Here is a 24,931-nt window from a genome sequence, read left to right on the forward strand (position 1 = left end):
CAGGCCGCCTTCGCGAGCAAGCCCGCTCCCACCGTTTGATAGCGGTGTGTCAGGTAGATATGCGCTGGCCGCCGGGGCCGTCACGGGAGCAAGCTGCCTCGCCACAGGTCCCGCGTCGGCTCTAAATTGTGTAGATACCTATGGCCATAGCAGGCACGCCAGCGCCCACATTGGATCGCAGTGCCTAAGCTAAATCCTTCGGCGGCGGTTGAGCTGGGGGATGGCGGTTTGGGGCGCTTCTACACGCGGGGCCTGCGCCGCTGTTTTTGCGGCCAGTTGCGCCAGCGTGGGCTGGCTGAACAGGGTGCGCGCGTCCACGTCCAGCCCGGCTTTGCGCAGACGGGCGACGAGGTTCACTGCCAGTAGGGAGTGCCCGCCCAGTTCAAAGAAGTGGTCATGGCGCCCTACCCGTTCGAGCTTCAACACCTCGGCCCAGATCCCGGCCATCAGGGTTTCCACCTCGCCCACTGGCGCTTCGTAGGCTCGGCTAAGGACGTCTTCCAGCCCCGGTGCCGGCAGGGCCTTGCGGTCGAGTTTGCCGGCGGGATTGAGGGGCAGTGCGTCGAGTTGCACGAAGGCGGCCGGCACCATGTATTCCGGCAGGTGCTCCAGCACATGGTCACGCAAGGCTTGCAGGCTCGGCGCCTGGCCGCGCAGGGTGAAGTAGGCCACCAGGCGCTCATCGCGAACCAGCACCGCCACCTCATGCAACGCCGGGTGGGTCGCCAGGCGTGCTTCGATCTCGCCCAGCTCCAGGCGCACGCCGCGCAGTTTGACTTGGAAGTCATTACGCCCAAGGAACTCAAGATTGCCGTCGGGCAGGTAGCGCACTAAGTCGCCGGTGCGATACAGGCGGTCGCCGGGCACGAAAGGGCTGTCGATAAAGCGTTCGGCGGTCAGCTGTTCCAAGCCCAGGTAACCACGGGCAACGCCGACGCCGCCGATGTGCAGTTGGCCGCTGATACCCATGGGCACCGGCGCATCATGGGCGTCCAGCACATACAGGCGGGTGTTGTGGATGGGTCGGCCAATCGGCAGTTGCAAGGCGGGCACCGGCGCGCCGGGTTCGAGGGTCCAGGCGCAGCTGTCCACCGTGGCTTCGGTGGGGCCATACACGTTATGCAAGCGCACCGTGGGCAAGCGCGCCTGCACGCCACGGGCCAGGGCGGCGGTGAGTTCACCGCCGCCGCACACTATATCGGTGAGGCTGGTGCACAGGGCCGATTCCTCCAGGTCCAGAAACTGCTGCAACATGGCGGGCACGAACTGGATCACCCTGATCTGCTGCTCACGAATCACCTGGGCCAGGTACGCCGGTTCACGGTGCCCATCGGGCCGCGCCAACACCAGACGCATGCCGTTGCTCAACGGCCAGAACAGCTCCCACACAGATCCATCGAAGCTGAACGGCGCACGCTGCAACAAGGCGCCGCCTCCGGCGTTCGGGCACAGTTGCGAGCCCCAATGCAACAGGTTGCCCAGGCCACGGTGCTCGATCATCACGCCCTTGGGCGTGCCGGTGGAGCCCGAGGTGTACATCACATAGGCGAGGTTGGCGACGCTCAAGCCTGGCACGCTTGGATTGTCGATCGGTGCCTGATTCCAGGTGCAGTGGTCGAAGTCGATCAGCGGGATCGAGACATCGCCCACCCCTTCGCGAGTTGCAGCTTGTACCAACAGTGCCACTGGCTGGCTGTCTGTGAGCATGTAGGCCAGGCGCTCGCGTGGGTAACCTGGGTCGAGCGGCACATAGGCGCCGCCCGCCTTGAGAATTCCCAATAAGCCCACCACCAAGTCCAACCCGCGCTCCACGCACAACGCCACTCGCGAGTCAGGCTGTACGCCGTGCTCACGCAAGTGAAACGCCAGTTGGTTGGCACGTTCGTTGAGTTGGCGGTAGGTCAATGCGTGCTGACCCGCCTGCACGGCGATGGTATCGGGGATTCGCCGCGCATGGGCTTCAAACAGCGCTTGCACGGTCAGCGTGTGTGGGGAGTCGGTGGAGGTTGCGTTGAGGTCCACCAATAGAGTACGCAATTGGCTCGCGGGCAGCACCTGCACACCGCGCAGCGGCATATCCGGCGTGCTTTCCAATACGTCCAGCAGGCCGTTCAGCGCGGTGTCGAAGTAGCTCAAGACAGGTTCAGCGCCCACTGTGTCCGGGGCCATGACCTTGAGCCGGAAGCCGCTGGCCATGTCGTCCACCGTGAGCATCAATGGGTAACTGAGGATGTCTTCACTGCTAAGCAAGGCAATGCCCGGCACAAGGTTCAGCCCAGGGTCCGCTGAGGTGTGACGATAGTTGAGCAAACTGTTGAACAGTTCCGGCACGCCGCTGCGACGCTGGGCCAACGCCAGGGACGCTTGTTCGTGGGCGAGCAAAGCGCTCAGTTGCGCGTGAGTGTCGTGCAGCGCATCCGCCACGCTTTGCCCGGCCAGGCGCAGGCGCAGCGGCAAGGTATTGATAAACATGCCCAAGGCCCGCTCGGCCCCCTCACCGGCTTGCAAGCGGCCGAGCAGCACGGTACCGAACACCACATCTTCGCGGCCCGCGACACGGCTGAGCACCTGAGCCCAGGCCAGGTGGAAAAGGCTCGCGGCACTGACCCCCAGGGCTCGGGCCTGGCTGCGCAGGCGCAGATTGAGCGCGTCGCTGAGCGAGCGCTGCGCCTCTTCGGTCTCGGCACGCAGGGCCTGACGTTTCTGTAGGCCGAACGCCAACGTCGGCTCATCGACATCCGCCAGACGCTCCCGAAAGAACGCCTCGTGCGCCGCCTGGCGAGCCGTTGAGCGGGCTTGCGCGACCATGTTGCGATAAGGCACAGGCACCGGCAGTTGTGCCTGTTGGCCCAACAGATGGGCACGAATCTCGTCCATCAGCAGCGTGGTCGACGTGGCATCGTTGACCAGATGATGAAAGCGCAACCTGGCGACCCAGCGCTGGTGCTGGGGCTCCTCGGCGTAATCCAGGGCCATCAGCGGCGCCTGGCGCAAGTCCAGGGGTTGCGCCGGTTCGCGCAGCGGTTTAACCCGCAACTGCGCCTGGCGCCACACCACCTGCATCGGTTGTTCAAGGGCATCCCACACCAGGCTGGTGCGCAAAATATCGTGGCGATTGATCACCTGTTGCAGGGCACTGGCAAAGGCCTCCAGTTGCTCGCGGTGCGCAAAACTGAACAGCGCCTGTTGCTGGTACGGGTCGTGCGCGTCGGTGAGGTGGTGGTAGAGCAACCCTTCCTGCAACGGCGCCAGCGGGTAGATGTCCTGCACATTGGCGGCGCCACCAGGAATGCCGGCGACGATGCGGTCGAGGCTGGGTTGATCGAGTTCGGCCAGGGCGAGCAAGTCCTGGGTGATATGGGTGCAACCGGCCGGGATTCGATTGGCCGGCACCGCCTGTTCGTAACCGCCACACGCCGCCGCCAGCGCCGCCACGGTGGGCTGGCCGAACAGCACCTGCACGTCGGCGCGCAGGCCGGCCTCGCGCATGCGCTGCACCAGCTGCACCGCTAACAGCGAATGCCCGCCCAGCTCGAAGAAATGGTCATGGCGACCCACTGGTTGCACGTTCAGCAACTCGGACCAGATCTGCGCCAGTGTGGTTTCCACGCCCTCCTGTGGCGCTTCGAAGCGACGGGTAATAAAGGCGTCCTGGGTCGGCGCCGGCAAGGCTCGGCGGTCGAGCTTGCCGTTGGCGGTGAGGGGCAACGCGTCGAGGCGCACGTAAGCCGCGGGCAGCATGTAGTCCGCCAGCGAGGCTTGCAGGTGGGTGCGCAGTGCTTCGATTTCCACAGGCTGACGTGGCACAAACCACGCCCACAATTGCCCGTCGCGAAACTGCACCACTGCATCCTGAAGCGCCGGATGGCGGGCCAGGGCCGACTCGATTTCTCCCAGTTCGATGCGCATGCCACGGATTTTCACCTGGTCGTCATTGCGCCCCAGGTAGTCGAGATTGCCGTCTGGCAGCCAGCGCGCCAGGTCGCCGGTGCGGTACAGGCGAGCGCCGCTGAAAGGGTCGTCGAGAAAACGTTCGGCACTGAGTTGCGGACGGTTCAGGTACCCCCGCGCCACACCCTTGCCGCCGACATACAACTCCCCCGCCACGCCAATCGGCACCGGGCGTTGTTGCGCGTCCAGCAGGTAGACCTGGGCATTGGCGACCGGCGCGCCGATATGCAACGGCTGGCCCACCTCGACACGCCCCGAGGTCGCCACTACGGTGGCTTCGGTGGGGCCATAGTTGTTCACCACCGCGAACGTCTGTGCCTGGGTGAAGGTGCGCAGGCGGTCGCCGCCGATCAGCAAGGTGCGCAAGGTGGGATGCCCCTGCCCCTGGCTGAACGCATATTCGGCCACCGGCGTGGGCAGGAAACACACCTGCAACGGTTGCGAGCGCCACCAGTGAAGCAACGCGTCGATATCTTCCGCGCCCTCCTGGGCCGGTGGCAGGTGCAAGGTCGCGCCCACGCACAACGCCGGCCAGACCTCCCAGGCCATGGCGTCAAAACCGAAGCCGGCGACGCTGGCGGTGTGGCTGCCCGCGTGCAGGTCGAACGCCTGGCAATGCCAGTCCACCAGGTTCGACACGCTGTGATGTTCAACCATCACGCCCTTGGGCAAGCCGGTGGAACCCGAGGTATAAATCACATAGGCCAGGTTCGACGGCGTGACTGCGACTTGAGGGTTGCTATCGATGGACGCATTGCCAGGCTCCAGGGCGATCACCGGTAGCGTCGAGACGGGCAGGCGCTGGCGTAAATCGTGCTGGGTCAGGATGGCCACGGGCGCGCTGTCGTGCAGCAGGTACTCCAGGCGTTCGGCGGGATGGGCCGGGTCGAGCGGTACGTAGCAGGCGCCGGATTTGAGGATCGCCAACAGCCCCGCCAGGGTGTCGAGGCCACGCCGAGCCAGGATCGCAACACGGTCATCGGGCTGTACACCGAGCGCCACCAGTTGATGGGCCAGTGCATTGGCCTGGCGGTTGAGTTGGGTGTAGCTCAGTGCGCGGTCCTGATACATCGCCGCAATAGCGTGGGGCGTGCGTGCGGCCTGGGCTTCAATGCGCTGGTGCAGGGTTTGCGGCGTGGCGTTGGGCTGCGCAGTGGCGTTCCAGTGCTGCAATCGGGCCTGCTCCTGGGGCAACAGCATGGAAAACTCACCGATGGGCAGCGCAGTATCTTCCAGCCCCTGTTCCAGCAGCCCGATGAAGCGCTGGGCCAATGCCTGCACGTCGCCCGCCTGGAAATACGCCTCGTTGTAGACGCAATGCAGCCAGGCATTGTCCTGGTAACGATGGCTGCGCAGGTGAATGGCGAGCGGTAGCGCTTCATGCTGATTGGAAACCTTGATCGCGCGGGCCTGGACCTGACCGAAGCGCAGATCGTGGTCGTCCTGCTCGAACGATACCGACACGTCAAAGAGTTGCCCGCGATCCGTTCGGCGCAAGCCCAGCTCGCGGTTCATCTCACTCAACGGGAAGCGCTGATGACGAAAGTCCTGCTTGAGCTGATCACGAATGCCACGCACCAGGGCAACGAAAGACACGCCCTCGCTGAACGCAAAACGTACCGCGCTGACCTGGGTGAACAGGCCCACAGTGGCGCGAAAACGCGCGTTGGAGCGGTTGAGTATCGGCAGCCCCACCGCCCATTCCTGCCGTTGGCTGGTGCGGGTGAAATACACATACATCGCCGCCAGCAACACATGAAAGGCCGACGCCTGGTAGTGGTTGGCAACCTGCTCCATGCGGCTCTGCAACTGCACCGGGAAGCCTTGCACCCAAGTGTTGCTCGACGTCTTGGCGTTGTGCCTGGGGGTGAGCAGTGGTTCGGGCAGCACCTGGTATTTACCCAGCCAATAGTCGCGGTCGCGGGCGTAGCGGGCCGATTGCAGGTAGCGCTGGTCGGTGTCGATAAAGTCGATGTAGGACGGCGCCAGCGGCTCAGTGTCGCGCCCATGCTCCAGGGCGCTGTAGAGCTGCGCGAGGGATTGCAGCATCTGGCCGAAGCCCCAGCCGTCGAGGATCAGGTGATGAGCCTGGGTGCCGAGGCGGTAGTGATCATCGTCAAGTTTGACCAGGAAAAACCGGCACAGTGGTTCGCCGCTCAGGGCGTAGGGCCGGCCCATTTGCGCCTGCATCAAGGCTTGGGTTGCCGCCGATGGGTCAGGCAGCGCGGAGAAATCATGCAGCGCCATTTCCACCCTCAGCTCAGGGGCGAATGTTTGCCCAGGCAGGCCATTGGCGTCGGTGTGCAGTTGAGTGCGTAGTGCATCGTGACGTGCCACCAACAGTGCGACGGCACGCTGCATGCGTTCGGGCTCGACGGTGCCGGCAAAATCCAGGTAGCCGCCAATGTTGTACAGCGGCGAGTCGCCCACGCGCAGTTGGTCGAGCCAAATGTCTTGTTGGGGGCCAGTGAGGGGGAAGCGGGCCGGCAGGCTGGAGGAATGCTGCATAAGATCCTTCTCATGGAGGTCAGGCACTGGCCGCGCAGAGGTGGCCCATTACACCGAAGTGGCCGGATTTGAGCATGGGCGCCCAGGGGTGTCTGACACCCGAAACCCGGACATTCAAATGGATGGATAGGCCTTGGTGGAAGGTTCATGACTGAAACGATTAAAGCGTTGTAGGAGATTGGCTACATCGAATCCATCTCGAGCCTCTTGGCAACCTCTTTATTTTATAAATTCATCATTTACATCAATAAGTTAACCAAGCCTAAAAATAACTTACGCCTGTACGTAGCCGGCTTAATTCACGAGAAACGTCGGTTTAATGGCGCAGTTTTTATGGCAGCTTGTGTCCCTCGTTTCCGCTACATACGTAGGACAAATCCCTATGGCTAAATAACATCTCGAACGCCGAGTTACGTTCAAGCAGTACGGAGCGCCCTGCGCAGGCCCTGGGCAACCGTTGACGGTTTTCGACATCAAGGATGAGATGGCTATGAGTCTGACCTCAAGTATTGGCGACACATGCGGCCCGCTTTTTTATGCCGAAATGGGCGAGTTGATTTCAAACAGCGGCGACGAACATTTCGCCGCCACCATGTTGCAGCTGGTGGGCAAGTGGGTACCGATTCACCTGGTGGACCTCAGCGAGTGGACCCTGGATGAACTGCGCGACCGCGTGCTGGACATCAAGCTACTGGGCAGCGCCGGGGTGAAGAAGGATTTGTCTGTGCCCCAGACCTTGCATGCGCTGAACGACCACCCGTTGTTGCGGCAGATGCTGCACATGCAAGATCCGCTGCTGATCCAGATGAACGCCAAGGCCAACAGCGCGCACCCGCGCGGCACCTCGCACCAGTGCAACCTGGTATCACGCCAAGGCAATCGACGCTGTGTGATTTCGTTCTACCGCCCGCCGACCCAGCAGGGGTTTTCCCTGGCTGAGCTGTCGTTTCTCAAGTGCCTGTCGGACACGCTGTTGCCGTTGATGGAGCGGCACGCCCAGTGCCTGCGCCAGGCGCCGCATGCCGAGACAGAGCCCGCCCATACTCTGCTGGAACAATCGCAGTTGCAGCGTGAGTTCTACAAGCGCTTGTCTTTGAGCGACATCACCCTTTCGGCGCGGGAACAGGAAGTGTGCCTGGGCCTGCTGACCGGCGGCACCGTGCCGCAAATCGCACAGAAACTCAGCGTCAAAAACAGCTCGATCGAGACCTACCTCAAGCGCGCCGCCGCCAAGCTGGGCGTGAGCGGCCGACATGGCCTGGCCAAATGGATGGTGGGCGCCTGATGAATAAACAGACGCTGTGCACCCTCGGCATGGCCTGGATGCTCGGCGGTTGCTCGCTGATCCCCGAGTACCAGCAGCCAGCGGCGCCGACGCCTGCGCAGTACCCCCAAGGCGGTGTCTACCGCCTGGCGCAGGCTGGCAACTTGGCGCAGAACCCGGACTGGCAGCAGCTGTTCCACGACCCAGCGCTGCAACAGCTGATTGATGATGCACTGGTCAACAACCGTGACCTGCGGGTGGCAGCCCTGAATGTGCAGGCGTTCCAGGCGCAGTACCGTATCCAGCGCGCGGATTTGTTCCCAGCGATCTCCGCCACCGGCACCGGCAAGCGCCAGAAGTTGCCAGGAAGCGTGACCGGCACCGGCAAGTCAGCGATCACCTCCAGCTATTCCGCCACCTTGGGGCTGAGCGCCTATGAGCTGGATTTGTTTGGCCGCGTGCGCAGCCTCAGCGAACAGGCGCTGCTCACTTACCTGGGCAGCGAACAAGCGCGGCGCAGCGCGCAATTGAGCCTGGTGGCCAACGTCGCCAATGCCTACCTCACCTGGCGGGCCGATCAGGAACTGCTGGCCCTGGCCGAGCAAACGCTGGTGGCCAACGACCACAGCTGGCAATTGACCCGCCGCAGTAAAAGCGCAGGCAAAGCCTCGGCGCTGGACGTGGTGCAAGCGCGCACAGCGGTGGAAAGCACTCGCGCCAGCGTGGCCCGCTATGAGCGCCAGGTGGCCCAGGACCTCAACAACCTAACCCTGCTGGTGGGTGGCCCGGTGGATGAACACTTGCCTGCGCGCCCGCTGGCCGACGATCTGGTCGCCCGCGTGCCCGCCGGCTTACCCTCCGACCTGCTGCAACGCCGCCCGGATATCCTCCAGGCCGAATACCAACTGCAGGCGGCCAACGCCAATATCGGTGCGGCCCGTGCTGCGTTCTTTCCTTCCGTGACCCTCACGGCAAACGCCGGCAGCACCAGCAAGGAGCTGTCGGGGCTGTTCAAGGGCGGCTCAGGCAGTTGGACCTTCCAGCCGCAGATCAACCTGCCGATCTTCAACGCCGGCAGCCTGCGCGCCAGCCTCGATTACGCCAAGCTGCAAAAAGACATCACCGTGGCCCAGTACGAAAAATCCATCCAGGCTGCCTTCCAGGAAGTGGCCGACGGCCTCGCCGCACGCCAGACCTTCAACGACCAACTGGCGGCGCAACGGGATTTCGTCGAGGCCAACCAGACCTATTACAACCTGGCCCAGCACCGCTACCGCAGTGGCGTGGACAGCAACCTGACGTTCCTCGATGCGCAGCGTTCGCTGTTCAGCGCGCAACAGGCGCTGATTGTGGACCGACTGGCGCAGTTGGTCGCCGAGGTGAATCTGTATACGGCGCTGGGTGGTGCGTGGAGTGAGTGGCCAAACCTGGCGGCTGCACGTTAGAGCAACTTGAGCCCAGCCGCGGCGTAACGGTTCGCGTCGCGGTTATCCAGCGGCTGTTTGTGCCCATAACTGTCCACGAAGCCGCCCACAGCGGCCATCGAATGAAACCCGCTGTTGACCGTGCCGATGGCGCCGTTGAGGAAGTCCTGGAGGGTTGCGGGCGCAACGAAGTCTTTCAAGCCCAGGCGACGCAACGCCTGCCCCGGGTACTCACCATCATTGAGGCTGAGCATGGCGGCGGCAAAGCTCTTGTTGGCCTCCCCGTCATTATTTTCAAGATAGGCGCGTTTGGCACTGACAGCGTATAAAAACTGCGCATTGACCAGAACATCGTTGGGCCGGTCGGTGCCGAAGTTGGCGCCGGCCTTGGCCTGCTTCAGTTCGTCATGGGTGATGTGCAGCTTGAACCCATCGCGCATGACAATGCGATAGCCGCTATCGGTGGCCTCAATGGTTTTGTAAATACCGTGAGGGTTATGGCCGAACCTCATCACCGCGGCTTTAATCGCAGATATCGTCACGCAATTACCTTCGGCCAATTGGTAAAAGTCTTTGAAAATATCACCAGGCTTGATACCCGTATTTGCAGGCGTACCTTTCAAGAACTCGTCACGTCTGATGGTGCGGTTATCGGAAACCTGCGCAGGCAAAGGTGTTGAATTGACTTCAGGTTTTAACCGCACAGATAACAGCGCCAACAAACGCTCCAATTCGCCTACCAGGCGACTGAGTTGTTCAGAAGTTCCAGTCGGGGCAGAGGCGTTGGCGAAGGGCAAAACACGTGAAGAAGTGACGGCGTCGCTTGCCCTGGCATGACCAAAAGCAGCAGTGTTAACAGAAGACACTAACATGTTGAATAACCCCTATTATTCACTAAATACTGTAAATCACCCGCGAAGCGTGACCACCTTCAATGACGGTGAAACTGGCGTGTTATATAACTGCCCCTCCATCACGCCCTCAATAATCACGCCGTTCTTGTTTCGTGCGCCCTTGTCCAATGGCACGCCGACCTGCGTGCCCAATGCACGGGCATCGATGACCTGCAGATGTTCTTTAAGCCCCAGATAGGACAGCGCCGTATCACCGTCGATGCCGCCTCCGGCCCCCGACAGCACACCGGGATAAGTGCGATGGGCGTGGTACGCACTGTCTTTGCCGTACAGGCTCATGAAGGGGTCCGTTGCGCTGTCGCGCTCAAGCTCCCGGTATTGACGCTTGCTCATCACAGCAAACAGAAATTGCGCATCCTTGACCATGCCTTCATCGCCGCCACTGAACTTTGCCGCCTTGGCCGCCAGTTCAAGTTCTTCAACGGTGATTGTCAGCTTGAAGCCGTCTCGCATCGTCACGTCATAGTGGTCACCATGTTTGGCGACGTGCTTGAAAATCCCGGCTGGGCTTTGCCCGAACGTGGCCATCGCTACCTTGATCGCGGCCACGTGCTCCTCTCGGCCCAGAGCACCCAGATAAGGAAAGTTCTCATACGTGGCACGCAACCCATTGCGCAGATCGTCAGGCTTTTGACCTTTGGGTTTTTCAGACATAAACGCAGTGATTGGCTCATAGTTTTTATCTGAGAACATCTCAATAAGTTCGGTATCCAACGCGTTACGGGTACTGGCCAGGTTCGACCGGTTCATGAACGGTGCCAATTGTTCTTTCCACTCACGCCTGATGGTTGGAACGGTGTCCGGTGCCGGCACGGTATTAACCAGCGGCCTGTGCGGTGACCTCACAAGTGGAATTGGGTAAGCCGTAACGGGTGGCTGTGGTTTCGGCGCCTCATTCTCCCTGCTCATCCAGGTTTTAAGTGACACCACTAATGTACCCAACAACTTCAACAGCTCCCCCAGCTCTGCGTCCCGGTTTGAGTTAACACGTGGGCCAATCGGAGAATGTGCCGGTAATTTACCAACGTGATTGGGTCGATCTGTCACTGCCTGATCACGGGTTTTACCAGGCGATGTAAACGTTGAGTGCGCAGGAGAATAAGCAGGCTGAGTGTGCGTGAGCATGGTAGGGCGTCTCATTTGATCGAAAGAGGATAATCGCAAACTGTCTAGCACTACTTGCCCACTGCCACTGCCGAACCCGGCACTGAACAAGTCCTCTTGCGTGGCCAGGCGGGGGGAAAGGTTCCGGCTCGACAGGTAACACCATCCTTCTCACTTAACGGACCACTATCAGCCAATTCCTCAACGTTGCGTTTTTTGTCCGACCCCTTATCAGCGCATCCCCGCCTGCCGTACCCGATACTCCCCCGGCGTCATCTGCGCATACCGCAAGAAAAACCGGCTGAAATACGCCGGGTCCTTGAACCCCAGTTGGTAGCAGATTTCATTTGCCGAACTGCCGGTAAACAACAGCAGGCGCTTGGCCTCCTGCATCAGCCGCTCCAGGATCAGGCGCTTGGAGGGCAGGTCGGCTATGCGCCGGCACACTTCATTGAGCCGCGCCTGGGTCACGCCAATACTTTCGGCATAACGCGCCAACGGCCAATGTTCCAGGTAGTGGGCTTCGATCAGCTCGTTGAAACGATGGAAGATGCGCAGGTCTTCATGGGCTGTCGGGCGTGCCGGCTGGGCGTGGGCGCACAGTCGCAGCAGGCGGATCATGATCAGCTTTGTGAGGCTGTCGAGGGCGGCGGCGCGCCCTGCCCGTTCAGCGTTGATCTCACTGCACAGTGCCTCGAAGAGTTGCTCCAGCCCCTCGGCATCCCCGGTCAAGGCCACGCAGGCCGCACCGGAGGCAAGGCTGGGATCGGCGTCGATCAAACTCCATACCAGCTGCTGGCGCACCGTCAACACATGCCCATCGGCATCCGCTTCGGTGACAAAAGCGTGAGCCACCGTAGGCGGCGTGAGAAAAAACATCGGCCCCGATTCAACGTACTGGCGGTCATCCAGATACACACGCACCGCGCCACTCTTGACGTAATGCACCTGGAAAAACCGGTCATGGCGATGCACCGCCATATTGCGCCCGAAAAAACCCGCCAGGTTGCCGAGCTTGTCGTAATGCACCTCGGCATCGCTGTAGCGCTGGTCGTAGACCTGCCCGATGTTGATGTTGGGGATCGGCTTCACGGGGCTCTCTTCTTGTTGTTGTGAGGCCAGCGCAGTGTGCCACGCTTGACGGTAGTTAACATATTAATTATAACGTTAACAACTTAACGAACTGCCTATGCAGCCGTCGTCACCGCCAGGAGAAACGCATGAGCCGTACCCTGCATGATGTTGCCAGCGGCACCCTGTTCGGCGTTGCGCTGAACTTCCAGGGCCTGCTGGACCAGCATCTCGCCGCCTTCCAACAGGCGCCCTACCAGAACCCGCCGACCAAGCCGGTGCTATTTATCAAGACGCCCAACACCCGCAATGGCCATGGCGGCGTCGTGCTGCAGCCTGCGGGCGAACGCCTGCAACCGGGCCCGGCGTTGGGCGTGGTAATCGGCCAGCGCGCCAGCCGTGTCAGCCTGGAGAACGCCATGGCCCATGTGGCCGGGTATGTGGTGGTGAATGAATTCAGCCTGCCGGAAGACAGCTACTACCGCCCCGCCGTCAAAGCCAAATGCCGCGATGGTTTTTGCGCCCTGGGCCCGCAGGTGATTGCGCGGGATCAAGTCGCCAACCCCAACCAACTGAGCCTCAAGCTGTTCGTCAATGGCGAGCTGCGCCAAGAAAGCTCCACCGCGGACTGGGTACGGGACATTCCGCAATTGATCGCCGAGATCAGCGAGTTCATGACCCTGTACCCCGGCGACGTGCTGATCACCGGCACCCCGGACGGCCGCGTGGATGTACAGCCAGGCGATCAGGTCGAGGTCGACATCACCGGCATTGGCCGCCTGAGCAACACCATTGCAGCAGAGGCATCAGCATGAAACGCGCACGTATCCGTTTTGAAGGTGCAACCCACAACGTGCTGGTGCAAGCCGACTGCAGCGTACGTCTGGAGGATGGGCGGTTGCTGGCCGAAGACCAGGTGCAATGGCTGCCACCCGCCACCGGCAACATGTTCGCCCTGGGTTTGAACTACGCCGACCACGCCGCCGAACTGGCCTTTACACCGCCGACCGAACCGCTGGCCTTTATCAAATCGGTGGGCACCTACACCGGCCACCGCCAGCTCACCTGGCGCCCGGACAACGTCGCCTACATGCACTACGAGTGCGAGCTGGTGGCGGTCATCGGCAAGACCGCGCGCAACGTCAAACGCGCCGACGCCCTGGACTACCTGGCCGGTTACACGGTGTGCAACGACTATGCGATCCGCGACTACCTCGAGAATTACTACCGCCCTAACCTTCGCGTGAAAAACCGCGACGCCACCACCCCGGTCGGCCCATGGATCGTCGACGTGGCCGATGTGCCGAACCCAGGCAACCTGAAGCTGCGCACCTGGATCAACGGCGAACTGCGCCAGGAAGGCAGCACGAAAGACATGATTTTCGATATCCCCTACCTCATCGAATACCTGTCCAGCTTCATGACCCTGCAACCGGGCGACATGATCGCCACCGGCACGCCCGAGGGCCTGGCCGATGTGGTGCCGGGCGATGAAGTAGTGGTGGAAGTCGAAGGTGTGGGCCGCCTGGTCAACCGTATTGTCAGTGAAACGGAGTTTTTCTCCGCGCGCAAAGAGGCTTGAGCACCATGATCAAACACTGGATCAACGGCCGTGAGGTCGAAAGCAAAGACACCTTTATCAACTACAACCCGGCCACCGGCGAGGCCATCGGCGAAGTGGCCAGCGGCGGTGCCGAAGAAGTCGCGCAGGCCGTGGCGGCGGCCAAGGCGGCGTTTCCCAAGTGGGCCAATACGCCAGCCAAGGAGCGCGCACGCTTGATGCGCAAACTGGGCGAGTTGATCGAACAGAACGTGCCCCACCTGGCCGAGCTGGAAACCCTCGATACCGGCCTGCCGATCCATCAGACCAAAAATGTGTTGATCCCGCGTGCCTCGCACAACTTCGACTTCTTCGCGGAAGTCTGCACCCGCATGGACGGCCACACCTACCCGGTGGACGACCAGATGCTCAACTACACCCTGTACCAGCCGGTAGGCGTGTGCGCGCTGGTGTCGCCGTGGAACGTGCCGTTCATGACCGCCACCTGGAAGACCGCGCCGTGCCTGGCGCTGGGCAATACGGCGGTGTTGAAGATGTCGGAGCTGTCGCCGCTGACGGCCAATGAACTGGGGCGCCTGGCGGTGGAAGCCGGGATCCCCAACGGCGTGCTCAATGTGATCCAGGGCTACGGCGCCACCGCTGGCGATGCACTGGTGCGCCACCCGGACGTGCGGGCGATTTCCTTTACCGGCGGCACCGCCACCGGCAAGAAAATCATGCAGAGCGCTGGCCTGAAAAAGTACTCCATGGAACTGGGCGGTAAGTCGCCGGTGCTGATTTTTGAAGACGCCGACCTGGAACGCGCGCTCGACGCTGCGTTGTTCACGATCTTTTCCCTCAATGGCGAGCGCTGCACCGCTGGCAGCCGGATCTTTATCCAGGAAAGCGTCTACCCACAATTTGTCGCCGAGTTCGCGGCGCGGGCCAAGCGCCTGATCGTCGGCGACCCTCAGGACCCGAACACCCAGGTCGGCTCGATGATCACCCAGGCTCATTACGACAAGGTCACCGGCTACATCAAGATCGGCCTGGAGGAAGGCGCCACGCTGCTGGCCGGCGGCCTGGAGCGCCCGGCCAACTTGCCGGCGCACCTCCGCCGCGGCCAGTTTATCCAGCCGACCGTGTTTGCCGACGTGAACAACCAGATGCGCATCGCCCAGGAAGAAATCTTCGGCCCGGTGGTGTGCCTGATTCCGTTCAAGGATGAAGCCGAGGCGCTGCAACTGGCCAACGACACCGAGTACGGGCTGGCCTCCTACATCTGGACCCAGGACATCGGCAAGGCCCACCGCCTGGCGCGCGGTATCGAAGCGGGCATGGTATTTATCAACAGCCAGAACGTGCGGGATTTGCGCCAGCCGTTCGGCGGGGTCAAAGGCTCGGGCACCGGGCGTGAAGGTGGCCAGTACAGCTTCGAAGTGTTTGCCGAGATCAAGAACGTGTGTATTTCCATGGGCAGTCATCACATTCCACGCTGGGGCGTGTAGCCCAGGATCAAACAAGCCTCCTGTGGGAGCCGGGCTTGCCCGCGATGCAGACACCGCGGTCGTTCAGCCGTACCGAGTCGATGCCATCGCAGGCAAGCCAGCTCCCACAGGGACCTCATAGGCCATACAAGAATAATTATTCAGGAGAGTCATCATGGGCGAAGTGGTTCTGGCAGCGAAGATCTGCCACGTACCGTCGATGTACCTGTCGGAACTGCCCGGCAAGCATCACGGCTGTCGCGAAGCGGCGATTGCCGGGCACAAGGAAATCGGCCGACGTGCCCGCGAACTGGGGGCCGACACTGCAGTGGTGTTCGACGTGCACTGGCTGGTCAACAGCGGTTATCACGTCAATGGCGGTGAACAGTTCCAGGGCACTTACACCAGCAACGAGCTGCCGCACTTCATCAAGAACATGGACTACGCCTACCCCGGCTGCCCCGAACTGGGCGAGCTGATCGCCGCCGAAGCCAACCTGGCCGGCGTGCGCAGCATGGCCCATAACATCCCGAGCCTGGAGCTGGAATACGGCACCCTGGTGCCCATGCGCTACATGCATATGGGGGTGCCCGACGCAGAGAAATTCAAGGTGATTTCCATCGCCGCCTGGTGCGCCTGGCATCGCCTGGAAGACAGCTTCGCCTTCGGCGCCGCCGTGCGCCGGGCGATTGAAAAGAGCGACCGCAAGGTGCTGGTGCTCGCTTCCGGCTCGCTGTCCCATCGGTTCTCGGACGACCGCGAGGCTGAGGCGAATATCCACAACTGGACCCGCGAATTCGACAAGCAGGTGGACCTGCATGTCGTGGAAATGTGGAAGCAAGGTCGCTTCAAGGAGTTCTGCGCCATGCTACCCGACTACGCCGAACACTGTTTTGGCGAAGGCAAGATGCACGACACCGCCATGCTCCTGGGCCTGCTGGGTGGGCCGGATTATGCCAAGCCGGCCGAGATCATCACGCCGCCGTTCGGCAGTTCGGGCACCGGCCAGATCAACGCAATTTTCCCGCTTTAACCCTGGGAGAGCCCCATGCCGCACTTTATCGCTGAGTACACCGACAACCTCGAACCGCAGGCCGACTTGCCCGGTCTGTTTGAAAAAGTCCACCGCGTGCTGGGCGACAGCGGTGTGTTTCCGCTGGGCGGCATTCGCAGTCGCGGCGTGCGCCTGGACACATGGCGCATGGCCGACGGCAAGCACGACTATGCCTTTGTGCACATGACCCTCAAGGTCGGCCACGGCCGCGACCTGGTAACCCGCGAAGCAGTCGCCCAAGCAGTGTTCGCGGTGATTACCGAGCACTTCGCCGAGTTGCAGGCGCAGCGCTTGTTGGCGCTGTCGTTCGAGATGATCGAGCTGCACCCGCAGCTCAACTTCAAGCAGAACAATGTGCATGCGTTCCTGAACAACCCGGCAAGCTGAAACGCCCCCGCCTCTCCCCTGTAGGAGCGAGCTTGCTCGCGAAAAACCCACAGGCACCGCGGACCCAACAACGCTGCGTTTTCGTTAACGTTTTTCGCGAGCAAGCTCGCTCCTACAACAAAAAGAACACCACCATGAGCACAGCCCATTCCACTGCAAGCCTGCAGCTTGCCGAGCACGACCGCACCCATCGTTTGGTGACTTGGCGCCTGATGCCCTTGTTGCTGGTGTGTTACCTGTTTGCCCATCTGGACCGCATCAACATCGGCTTTGCCAAGATGCAGATGAGCAGCGACCTGCACTTCAGCGACACCGTGTACGGCTTCGGCGCCGGCCTGTTCTTCATCGCCTACGCGCTGTTCGGCGTGCCCAGCAACATCGCCCTGGACCGCGTCGGGCCACGGCGCTGGATCGCCTGCCTGATGGTGGTGTGGGGCCTGCTCTCCACCGGCATGCTGTGGGTGGAGAGCGCGCGCGGGTTCTACGTGCTGCGCTTTCTACTGGGGGTGGCCGAGGCCGGGTTTTTCCCGGGGATCCTGGTGTTCCTCAACCGCTGGTACCCGGCGCGCCGTCGCGCCCAGGTCACTGCCTTGTTTGCCATTGCGGTGCCCATGGCCGGGGTGTTGGGCGGGCCGATTTCCGGGGCGATCCTGGAGAACTTCCACGACGTCGGCAGCCTGCGCGGCTGGCAGTGGATGTTCCTGATCGAAGGCGCGCCCGTGGTGCTGCTGGGGCTGGTGGTACTCAAGTGGTTGCCGGACAGCTTCGAGTCGGTGCACTGGCTGACTGCCGAGCAAAAACAGCAACTGCGCACCCAATTGAGCAACGAGGAACAGCGCAAGACCATCACCTCGTTCGGCGGCATCCTGCGAGACCCGCAGGTGTGGCTGCTGGTGGCTGTGTACTTTGCGGTGATGCTGGCGGTCAATACCCTGGCGTTCTGGATGCCCACCCTGATCCACGGCGCCGGCATCGGCCGTGACAGCCAGGTCGGCTTGCTCAGCGCCGTGCCGTACCTGGCCGGCTGCTTCTTCATGCTCGGCTGCGGGCGCTCGTCCGATCGCCACCGCGAGCGCCGCTGGCACCTGTGCGTGCCCCTGCTGATGGCGGCGCTCGGTATCGCCGTGGCGGGTTTGGCGCCCGGCAATGCGCTGCTGGTGATGAGCGGGCTGGTGGTCGCCGGCATGGGCGCCAGTGCCGCGCTGCCGATGTTCTGGCAACTGCCGCCGGCGTTTCTTTCCCACACCACCCAGGCGGCGGGCATCGCCATGATCAGCTCGTTCGGCAGCATCGCGGCGTTCCTCGCGCCGTACCTGATCGGCTGGATGCGCGACGCCACCCAGAGCGCCAGCCTGGCCTTGTACGTACTTGCCCTGTTTATCGCCCTCGGTGGCTTGCTGGTGCTGCGCACCCAGGCCGCCATCGTCAACCCACACTAGAGACCGTTGCCATGCTCGACTCCCAGCAAATCCTCGCGGCCGCCGCCCACCTGGACCGTGCCGAACGCAGCCGCGAACAGGTGCGTCAGTTTTCCCTCGACTACCCCGGCATGACGATCGAGGACGCCTACGCCATCCAGCGTGAATGGGTCGCGCAAAAGATCAAGGCCGGGCGCACGCTCAAGGGCCACAAGATCGGCCTGACCTCTCGGGCGATGCAGGTGTCGTCGAATATCACCGAACCCGATTACGGCGCCCTGCTCGACGACATGTTTTTCGACGAAGGCAGCGACATCCCCTTCGAGCGCTTCATCGTGCCCCGGGTGGAAGTGGAACTGGCCTTCATCCTCGGCAAGCCGCTCAAGGGCCCCAACTGCACGGTGTTCGATGTACTCGACGCCACCGAATGGGTGATCCCGGCGCTGGAAATCATCGACGCCCGCATCCAGCAGGTCGACCCCCACACCAACGCCACCCGCAAGGTGTTCGACACCATCTCCGACAACGCCGCCAATGCCGGTGTGGTGCTCGGCGGCCGCGCCGTGCGCCCCACCGAGATCGACCTGCGCAAGGTGCCGGCGGTGCTGTATCGCAATGGCGTGATCGAGGAGTCCGGGGTGTCGGCGGCGGTGCTCAACCACCCGGCCAAAGGCGTGGCGTGGCTGGCCAACAAGCTGGCGCCCTATGACGTCACCCTGCTGCCCGGCCAGGTGATTCTCGGCGGCTCGTTTACCCGCCCGGTCGCGGCCCGCCCTGGCGATACCTTCCACGTCGATTACGACCTGCTCGGCTCGATTGCCTGCCGCTTCGTCTGAACCCAGGAGTGCTGTCATGGACATGCCTGTCAACCGCTTCAAGCAACGCCTGCACAACGGCGACGTACAGATCGGCCTGTGGCTGGGCCTAGCCAACGCCTACTGCGCCGAACTGGCCGCCAACGCCGGTTTCGACTGGCTGCTGATCGACGGCGAACATGCGCCCAATCAACTGGGAGACATGCTCGCGCAGCTACAGGCCATCGCGCCCTACCCCAGCCAGGCGTTGATTCGCCCGGTGATCGGCGACACGGCGCTGATCAAGCAACTGCTGGATATCGGCGCGCAGACGCTGTTGGTGCCCATGGTAGAAAGCGCCGCCCAGGCCCGGGAACTGGTGCGCGCCCTGCGCTACCCGCCCCAGGGTATTCGCGGGGTCGGCAGCGCCCTGGCCCGCGCTTCGCGCTGGAACAGCATCACCGACTACCTCGACCAGGCCGATGCGCAGATGTGCCTGCTGGTGCAGATTGAGAACGCCGAGGGCCTGACCAATCTGGACGCCATCGCCGCCGTCGAAGGCGTGGACGGGGTGTTCATTGGCCCTGCGGATTTGAGCGCGGCCATGGGGCATCGCGGTAACCCGGGGCACCCTGAAGTGCAGGCGGCGATTGAGGATGCCATCGTGCGTATTGTTCGAACGGGTAAGGCCGCGGGGATTCTCAGCGCCGATGAAAATCTCGCACGGCGCTATATCGAGCTGGGAGCAACGTTCGTGGCGGTGGGGGTGGATACCTCGGTGTTGATGCGCGGGTTGCAAAGCCTGGCCGGGAAGTTCAAAGGCGTACCTGTGGCTGCCAATACCGGTGGTGTCTACTGAAATCCATGTGGGAGCTGGCTTGCCTGCGATAGCGGTGTGTCACCGACAGATAAGCCAGCTGACCCGGCGCTATCGCAGGCAAGCCAGCTCCCACAGTTGATCGGTGGTGATTCAGCTGTTGGTTTATCGCTTGATGTTCTTCAAGTCATCCAGCAACCCCAACAAGGTCTGGAATTTCTCTGCGCCCAACTGATCCTGCAAACGCTGATAGTTGGCCTCCATGCACTGGCTCATGGACTCGAAACTCGCCTTGCCCTTGTCCGCCAGGGTAATCAGCACCCGGCGCTGGTCCTGTTCGGCCTTGCGCCGGTGCACCATGCCGGCCGCTTCCATGCGCACCAGCACGCCGGTCATGCTCGGCTTGAGGATGCAGGCCAGCTCCGCCAGTTGATAGATCTCCAACTCACCGTGCTGTTCAAGGATGCGGATGATGCGCCATTGCTGTTCGGTCAGGCCGTGTTCATTCAGGGAAGGACGGAAAAAACTCATCGCGGCCTCGCGCGCTTGCAGCAAGGCCAGGGTCAGGGATTGTCGAGGTGTGGACATAGGGCTCAGGGTCACGAAGTATTTAGTTAATAGTTTAACGAAACTCTAACATTCCCGGCCGGCGAGCGCGCTATAACTTATAGGTGCCCTCGCCCGTGGCGCGCTGAATCAAAAACCCGGGCACGCAGGATCAAGACTTCCAGCCCGCCAGGGGCCCTAATGGAGGCATCCGCTTTAGCGCCTTCCTTCACTTTTTCAGGCTGCGCCATGATCAACATCGAAACCCCCACGTACTACACCGCTACCAAGAAATACAACCTCAGCTTCCCCACCCTGGAACAGGATATCGACGCGGACGTCGTGGTCATCGGCGGCGGCTTTTCCGGGATCAACACGGCCCTTGAGCTGGCGGAAAAAGGCATCACCAACATTGTGGTGCTTGAAGCGCGCTACCTGGGCTTTGGCGGCACGGGCCGCAACGGCGGGCAGATCATGGCAGGCATCGGCCATGACCTGGAGAAGATCAAGAAGGACGTGGGCGAAGACGGCCTGCGCCAGGTGTTCGAGATCAGCGACCTGGGCGCCGACATCATCAAGAACCGCATCGCCAAGTACAACATCGACGCGGACTTTTGCCACGGCTACGGCTACATGGGCTTCAACGCCCGCCAGGAAAAAACCCTGCGCGCCTGGGAGAAGGACTTCAAGTCGATCAACAGCCAGCACGAAATCCGCTTTCTGGGCGGCTCTGACGTGCAGCAGATCATCGGCTCCACCGCCTACACCAGCGCCCTGCTGCACATGGGCGGCGGGCATGTGCATTCACTCAACCTGCTGCTGGGCGAAGCCACCGCGCTGGTCAGCCATGGTGTGAAAATCTTCGAGAACAGCCCGGCGCTGGAAGTCAGCTACGGCGAGCGCATCACCGTGCGCACCGGTCGCGGTTCGGTACGCGCCAGCAAGTTGCTGTGGGCCTGTGACAGCTTTCTCAACAAGCTGGAGCCGGAACTGCACCGCTCGACCATCAACACCTACGCGTTCCAGATGATGACCGAGCCGTTGTCCGAAGAGTTGATCCAGCGCATCAGCCCGATCCGTGGGGCGTATAGCGACATCCGCCCGGTGATCGACTACTACCGCGTGACCAATGAAAACCGCCTGCTGTTCGGCGCCGCCACGCCGTTGGTGGAGCACATTCCCGGCGATCTGAAAGCCTGGAACCGCCAGCTGATGCTGAAGATTTTCCCCTACCTCAAGGACGTGAAAATCGACCTGGCCTGGGGCGGCCCGATGGCGTGCAGCCCGAACCTGTTCCCGCAGGTGGGCACCTTGCCGGGGCGCAGCAATGCGTTTTTCGTGCAGGGCTATTCCGGCTTTGGTGTCACCCCCAGCCACATCATCTGCAAGGTACTGGCCGAAGGCATGAGCGAAGGCTCGGCGCGTTATGACCTGGTCAGTTCAATCCCCCGCCCCACCATCATCGGCAAGGACGCGATTCGCCCCCTGCTGCTGACGGCGGGCAAATCCTGGCACCAACTTTCCGGCTACTGGAACGGTCGCCGCTAACCCCTGTAGGAGCGGGCTTGCCCGCGAAGAACGTCAACGATAACGCGGGCATTGCGGTGAATCGCGGTGTCAGGACGCTCTTCGCGAGCAAGCTCGCTCCTACAAAAATCTCGTATGTATCAGGAGCATCTGCCATGACCCTTACCGCTATCAAACACAACGTCCAGCTGTCGGAACTCGACGCCTGGGGCACCGTGGCCGACCTCGGCTCGCAAATCCTCGAAGGCGAAGTACGCGCCTTCGGCAAGATGACCTTCGGCGCGCCCACCGATGCGGTCAGCAGTGCGTACTTCGGCACCACCCAGGGCAAGTTCCGCATGGTTTACCCGTTCGCCGAACAGGCCACGATAGTCACCGGCGAAGTGGTACTCACCGATGAATCCACCGGCCAGTCCACCCGCTACAAGGCCGGTGAAAGCTGGTTCGTAACCAAAGGCACGCCCGTGCTGTGGGAAGTGGTCAGTGAAAGTTTCGTCAAACACTACTTCGCCATCGTGTAAGGGAGGCGTTGCCATGTCGAATTCATCTGACTGGATCACCGTAGGCGCCCTGGCTGAGGGTTTTGCACCCGAAGCGTTCATTCTGCCGAACCTGGCCGACCTGGCCGGCCAGACGTTCACCCTGCACTTTGCCAATGGCTGGCAGATCGAACACCGTTTCGAACAAGAGCGCCTGGCCTGGCACGCCGCCGATGGCCACTCCAGCGGCAGCGCCGCCTACCGCGCCAGCTCGATTCGCCCGGGCCTGTACCTGGTGGACTTTATCAAGCACGAGGCTGGGCAAAGCTGGTCGATCAGTCTGGTGCTGGACACGCCAACTGCCTCCTTTACCGCCGTGATTGGCCGTATGCCAGAACCGGCAGAGACCCACGAAGGCCTGTACCACCGCGCCCTGGCCGGCAAACCGCTGACCTCGGTACAGGTCGACTTCCTCCACGGCAGCCTCGACCGGCCGTGGCAGGATGGCCACTGCCTGCACGCCCCCACCGACGAGTTGGTCGGCCTGCGCAACCACTATCGCTACAGCCCCAGCGAGGTCTACGAACACATCTACCTCAACCCACGGTTCTACGCCTGGCAATGCCTTGAGGGCGTGGAGAAAGGCCTGTGCGACACCGACCGCTGCCATTACTACAAAATCGCCGAACAGCTGTACCTGTTCGTCTGGCAGGAGAAGATCGTGCCGACCCTCGGCCTGGTGCTGATCGACCTGCAACAGCACCGCAGCGACGGCAAGATCTTCGGCTATGCCGGGGCGTCCTTCGACGCGTTGTCGAACTTCCCGATCAGTTCCTATTGCCAGGTGCTCAACCGCACGGAGTACCCCCGTGACTGAGCCGCGCACGGTGGTGATCACCGGGGCCGGCACCGGCATCGGCGCCGCCTGCGCACGTTTGTACGCACAGGAAGGCGCACAGCTGGTGCTGATCGGTCGGCGCCGTGAGCCACTGGAACAGTTGGCGCAGGACACCGGCGGGCTGATCCTGGTGGGCGATGCCGCCTGCCCGGACACCTGGGACGGTTTCATCCAGCAAATCCGCACCCACTTCGGGCGCCTCGATGTGCTGCTGGCCTGTGCCGGTGGCCACGGCCTGGGCAGCGCGACCCAGACCAGCCCGGCCACCTGGGAAGGCGCACTGCGCAGCAACCTCGACAGTGCGTTCTACAGCGCTCGCGCCTGCCTGCCGCTGTTGCAGGAAAGCGCCGGGAACATGGTGCTGATTGGCTCCATCGCCTCATTGGCAGCAGGCCCCGAGGTGTGTGGCTACACCACCGCCAAGCATGCGTTGCTTGGGCTCAACCGCTCGCTGGCCCGTGACTATGGGCCCCATGGCGTGCGGGTGAACGCGGTGTGCCCAGGCTGGGTGCACACGCCGATGGCCGACGCCGAGATGCAGCCGTTGATGGAGGCGTACGGCGAGACCTTGCAGCAGGCCTATGCACGGGTGTGTGCCGATGTACCGCTGCGGCGCGCCGCCCGTGCCGACGAGATCGCCAAGGTGTGCCGCTTCCTGGCCAGCGACGACGCCTCGATCATTACCGGCGCCACCTTGGTGGCGGACGGTGGCTCCAGCATCGTCGACGTGCCGACGCTGGCGTTTACGCGCCTGGAGCCTGCCCATGCCCAGTGACCTGGATTTCAGCGGCCAGCTCGTGCTGGTCACCGGCGGCGCCCAAGGCATTGGCCTGGGCATCGTCCAAGCCTTTGCCGAACGCGGTGCGCGGGTGGTGATTGCCGACCGTCTGCTTGAACAGGCTGAAGCCGTGGCTGCCGAGTTGCGCGCGCAGGGCTATCAAGTGGAAGCCGTTGGCGTTGACCTGGCGGATGCCGAAGCGGTGTTTGCTTGCGTCCAAGGCTTGGCGCAACTGGATGTGCTGGTGCACAACGCCGGGTACTTTCCGCTGACCGCCTTTGCCGACATCACCCCAGCGATTCTGGAGCGCACCCTGGCGGTGAACCTGTCGGCGCTGTTCTGGCTGACCCAGGCGGCGTTGCCGAGGTTTCGCGCCCAAGGCGGGGGCTGCGTGCTGGTGACGTCTTCGGTTACCGGCAACCGTGTCGGTTATCCGGGGCTGAGCCACTATGCGGCGTCCAAGGCCGGGGTGAATGGGTTTATCCGCAATGCAGCGCTGGAGCTGGCGCCGTTGAATGTGCGGGTCAACGGCGTAGAGCCGGGCATGATCGCCACCCCGGCGATGGATAACCTGGGCGACGCGGCCGTGAATGACAGCATCGCGCGCCGTGTGCCGCTGGGACGCCTGGGCGCAGCGGCGGATATTGCCGGGGCGATGGTGTTTCTGGCCTCTGACCTGGCGGGCTATATCACTGGGCAGACGCTGGTGGTGGATGGTGGGTCTACCCTACCCGAAACCTGAAACCCGAACTAACTGTGGGGCTTGTCACAATGCCAGTCAGTTAAGCGCAATCCCCTGTGGGAGCTGGCTTGCCTGCGATGGCGGTTGGGCGCACTGATATGCCAACTGACAGTTCGCTATCGCAGCATAGGTATCTACACAACTTTGGGGGCTGTAGCAGCAGACGGTAACCACGATGCGAAGCGAGTCGCTCTTGATCTTGATCTGCTTTTGATCTCAGGCGCCCCG

Annotated in this window: 20 protein-coding genes; 15 read left to right on the forward strand and 5 right to left on the reverse strand. The window is 62.3% G+C overall.

Annotated elements, in window-relative coordinates:
* Positions 1-189: 189 nt before the first annotated feature.
* Complete coding sequence (locus A7K61_RS23610; RefSeq protein ID WP_069558473.1) at positions 190-6,459, reverse strand: non-ribosomal peptide synthetase; 6,270 nt, start codon at positions 6,457-6,459, stop codon at positions 190-192.
* Between the two features lie 490 nt (positions 6,460-6,949).
* On the opposite strand from A7K61_RS23610, the gene A7K61_RS23615 reads away from it, so the two are divergent.
* Positions 6,950-7,744 (forward strand): helix-turn-helix transcriptional regulator, encoded by a 795-nt coding sequence (locus tag A7K61_RS23615; RefSeq protein ID WP_047711242.1) that lies wholly within the window; start codon positions 6,950-6,952, stop codon positions 7,742-7,744.
* Complete coding sequence (locus tag A7K61_RS23620) at positions 7,744-9,168, forward strand: efflux transporter outer membrane subunit (RefSeq protein ID WP_069558484.1); 1,425 nt, start codon at positions 7,744-7,746, stop codon at positions 9,166-9,168. The genes A7K61_RS23615 and A7K61_RS23620 overlap by 1 nt, the downstream gene beginning before the upstream one ends.
* On the opposite strand, the gene A7K61_RS23625 is transcribed toward A7K61_RS23620, so the two are convergent.
* From A7K61_RS23625 to hpaA, 3 genes are all read right to left on the reverse strand, one after another.
* Positions 9,165-10,019 carry a hypothetical protein gene (locus A7K61_RS23625; protein WP_256558033.1) on the reverse strand — a complete coding sequence of 285 codons (855 nt, stop codon included), beginning with the start codon at positions 10,017-10,019 and terminating at the stop codon, positions 9,165-9,167. The two genes, A7K61_RS23620 and A7K61_RS23625, sit on opposite strands and share 4 nt — an antisense overlap.
* Before the next feature lie 36 nt (positions 10,020-10,055).
* The gene (locus A7K61_RS23630) at positions 10,056-10,874 is read right to left on the reverse strand and encodes a type III secretion protein (protein ID WP_241771021.1); all 819 of its coding nucleotides are present in this window, start codon (positions 10,872-10,874) and stop codon (positions 10,056-10,058) included.
* 522 nt (positions 10,875-11,396) lie between these two features.
* Positions 11,397-12,257 carry a 4-hydroxyphenylacetate catabolism regulatory protein HpaA gene (gene hpaA, locus A7K61_RS23635; protein ID WP_069558474.1) on the reverse strand — a complete coding sequence of 287 codons (861 nt, stop codon included), beginning with the start codon at positions 12,255-12,257 and terminating at the stop codon, positions 11,397-11,399.
* A 128-nt stretch (positions 12,258-12,385) separates the two neighbouring features.
* Between hpaA and A7K61_RS23640 the strand changes: the two genes are divergently transcribed.
* From A7K61_RS23640 to hpaI, 8 genes are all read left to right on the forward strand, one after another.
* On the forward strand, positions 12,386-13,051 hold the full coding sequence (locus A7K61_RS23640) for a fumarylacetoacetate hydrolase family protein (protein WP_069558475.1): 666 nt from the start codon (positions 12,386-12,388) through the stop codon (positions 13,049-13,051).
* Positions 13,048-13,818 (forward strand): fumarylacetoacetate hydrolase family protein, encoded by a 771-nt coding sequence (locus A7K61_RS23645; RefSeq protein ID WP_069558476.1) that lies wholly within the window; start codon positions 13,048-13,050, stop codon positions 13,816-13,818. The genes A7K61_RS23640 and A7K61_RS23645 overlap by 4 nt, the downstream gene beginning before the upstream one ends.
* A gap of 5 nt (positions 13,819-13,823) precedes the next feature.
* Positions 13,824-15,284, forward strand: a complete 1,461-nt coding sequence (gene hpaE, locus A7K61_RS23650) for a 5-carboxymethyl-2-hydroxymuconate semialdehyde dehydrogenase (protein WP_047711247.1) — start codon at positions 13,824-13,826, stop codon at positions 15,282-15,284.
* 154 nt (positions 15,285-15,438) lie between these two features.
* Entirely contained in the window at positions 15,439-16,296 is an 858-nt protein-coding gene (gene hpaD / locus A7K61_RS23655) for a 3,4-dihydroxyphenylacetate 2,3-dioxygenase (protein ID WP_069558477.1), read from the forward strand.
* 15 nt (positions 16,297-16,311) lie between these two features.
* Positions 16,312-16,704: a 5-carboxymethyl-2-hydroxymuconate Delta-isomerase gene (locus A7K61_RS23660; protein ID WP_069558478.1), complete on the forward strand. Its 393-nt coding sequence runs from the start codon at positions 16,312-16,314 to the stop codon at positions 16,702-16,704.
* 134 nt (positions 16,705-16,838) lie between these two features.
* On the forward strand, positions 16,839-18,143 hold the full coding sequence (locus A7K61_RS23665) for an MFS transporter (RefSeq protein WP_003192395.1): 1,305 nt from the start codon (positions 16,839-16,841) through the stop codon (positions 18,141-18,143).
* Positions 18,144-18,154: 11 nt separating this feature from the next.
* Positions 18,155-18,958, forward strand: a complete 804-nt coding sequence (gene hpaH, locus A7K61_RS23670) for a 2-oxo-hept-4-ene-1,7-dioate hydratase (RefSeq protein ID WP_047711249.1) — start codon at positions 18,155-18,157, stop codon at positions 18,956-18,958.
* A gap of 16 nt (positions 18,959-18,974) precedes the next feature.
* A complete protein-coding gene (hpaI, locus tag A7K61_RS23675; protein WP_069558479.1) occupies positions 18,975-19,775 on the forward strand; it encodes a 4-hydroxy-2-oxoheptanedioate aldolase in 801 nt (266 codons plus the stop codon).
* Between the two features lie 123 nt (positions 19,776-19,898).
* Here hpaI and hpaR read toward each other — a convergent pair whose 3' ends face one another.
* A complete protein-coding gene (hpaR, locus tag A7K61_RS23680; protein WP_044269224.1) occupies positions 19,899-20,321 on the reverse strand; it encodes a homoprotocatechuate degradation operon regulator HpaR in 423 nt (140 codons plus the stop codon).
* Between the two features lie 207 nt (positions 20,322-20,528).
* Between hpaR and A7K61_RS23685 the strand changes: the two genes are divergently transcribed.
* From A7K61_RS23685 to A7K61_RS23705, 5 genes are all read left to right on the forward strand, one after another.
* On the forward strand, positions 20,529-21,827 hold the full coding sequence (locus A7K61_RS23685; protein WP_069558480.1) for an FAD-binding oxidoreductase: 1,299 nt from the start codon (positions 20,529-20,531) through the stop codon (positions 21,825-21,827).
* Positions 21,828-21,961: 134 nt separating this feature from the next.
* A complete protein-coding gene (locus tag A7K61_RS23690; protein ID WP_069558481.1) occupies positions 21,962-22,327 on the forward strand; it encodes a cupin domain-containing protein in 366 nt (121 codons plus the stop codon).
* A 13-nt stretch (positions 22,328-22,340) separates the two neighbouring features.
* The gene (locus A7K61_RS23695; RefSeq protein ID WP_047711253.1) at positions 22,341-23,162 is read left to right on the forward strand and encodes a molybdenum cofactor biosynthesis F family protein; all 822 of its coding nucleotides are present in this window, start codon (positions 22,341-22,343) and stop codon (positions 23,160-23,162) included.
* Positions 23,155-23,958 (forward strand): SDR family NAD(P)-dependent oxidoreductase, encoded by an 804-nt coding sequence (locus A7K61_RS23700; RefSeq protein ID WP_069558482.1) that lies wholly within the window; start codon positions 23,155-23,157, stop codon positions 23,956-23,958. The genes A7K61_RS23695 and A7K61_RS23700 overlap by 8 nt, the downstream gene beginning before the upstream one ends.
* Positions 23,948-24,703, forward strand: a complete 756-nt coding sequence (locus tag A7K61_RS23705) for an SDR family oxidoreductase (protein WP_069558483.1) — start codon at positions 23,948-23,950, stop codon at positions 24,701-24,703. The genes A7K61_RS23700 and A7K61_RS23705 overlap by 11 nt, the downstream gene beginning before the upstream one ends.
* The last annotated feature ends 228 nt before the right edge of the window (positions 24,704-24,931 follow it).

Origin of the sequence: Pseudomonas sp. AP42, assembly GCF_001728935.1 — a bacterium.
Taxonomy (GTDB): Bacteria; Pseudomonadota; Gammaproteobacteria; order Pseudomonadales; family Pseudomonadaceae; genus Aquipseudomonas; species Aquipseudomonas lactis.

What these genes read in the sequence shown, in the direction of transcription:
- A7K61_RS23610 (WP_069558473.1), bottom strand. Translation starts at nt 6,459, where the DNA reads ATGCAGCATTCCTCCAGCCTGCCGGCCCGCTTCCCCCTCACTGGCCCC.
- A7K61_RS23615 (WP_047711242.1), top strand. Translation starts at nt 6,950, where the DNA reads ATGAGTCTGACCTCAAGTATTGGCGACACATGCGGCCCGCTTTTTTAT.
- A7K61_RS23620 (WP_069558484.1), top strand. Translation starts at nt 7,744, where the DNA reads ATGAATAAACAGACGCTGTGCACCCTCGGCATGGCCTGGATGCTCGGC.
- A7K61_RS23625 (WP_256558033.1), bottom strand. Translation starts at nt 10,019, where the DNA reads ATGTTAGTGTCTTCTGTTAACACTGCTGCTTTTGGTCATGCCAGGGCA.
- A7K61_RS23640 (WP_069558475.1), top strand. Translation starts at nt 12,386, where the DNA reads ATGAGCCGTACCCTGCATGATGTTGCCAGCGGCACCCTGTTCGGCGTT.
- A7K61_RS23645 (WP_069558476.1), top strand. Translation starts at nt 13,048, where the DNA reads ATGAAACGCGCACGTATCCGTTTTGAAGGTGCAACCCACAACGTGCTG.
- hpaE (WP_047711247.1), top strand. Translation starts at nt 13,824, where the DNA reads ATGATCAAACACTGGATCAACGGCCGTGAGGTCGAAAGCAAAGACACC.
- hpaD (WP_069558477.1), top strand. Translation starts at nt 15,439, where the DNA reads ATGGGCGAAGTGGTTCTGGCAGCGAAGATCTGCCACGTACCGTCGATG.
- A7K61_RS23660 (WP_069558478.1), top strand. Translation starts at nt 16,312, where the DNA reads ATGCCGCACTTTATCGCTGAGTACACCGACAACCTCGAACCGCAGGCC.
- A7K61_RS23665 (WP_003192395.1), top strand. Translation starts at nt 16,839, where the DNA reads ATGAGCACAGCCCATTCCACTGCAAGCCTGCAGCTTGCCGAGCACGAC.
- hpaH (WP_047711249.1), top strand. Translation starts at nt 18,155, where the DNA reads ATGCTCGACTCCCAGCAAATCCTCGCGGCCGCCGCCCACCTGGACCGT.
- hpaI (WP_069558479.1), top strand. Translation starts at nt 18,975, where the DNA reads ATGGACATGCCTGTCAACCGCTTCAAGCAACGCCTGCACAACGGCGAC.
- hpaR (WP_044269224.1), bottom strand. Translation starts at nt 20,321, where the DNA reads ATGTCCACACCTCGACAATCCCTGACCCTGGCCTTGCTGCAAGCGCGC.
- A7K61_RS23685 (WP_069558480.1), top strand. Translation starts at nt 20,529, where the DNA reads ATGATCAACATCGAAACCCCCACGTACTACACCGCTACCAAGAAATAC.
- A7K61_RS23690 (WP_069558481.1), top strand. Translation starts at nt 21,962, where the DNA reads ATGACCCTTACCGCTATCAAACACAACGTCCAGCTGTCGGAACTCGAC.
- A7K61_RS23695 (WP_047711253.1), top strand. Translation starts at nt 22,341, where the DNA reads ATGTCGAATTCATCTGACTGGATCACCGTAGGCGCCCTGGCTGAGGGT.
- A7K61_RS23705 (WP_069558483.1), top strand. Translation starts at nt 23,948, where the DNA reads ATGCCCAGTGACCTGGATTTCAGCGGCCAGCTCGTGCTGGTCACCGGC.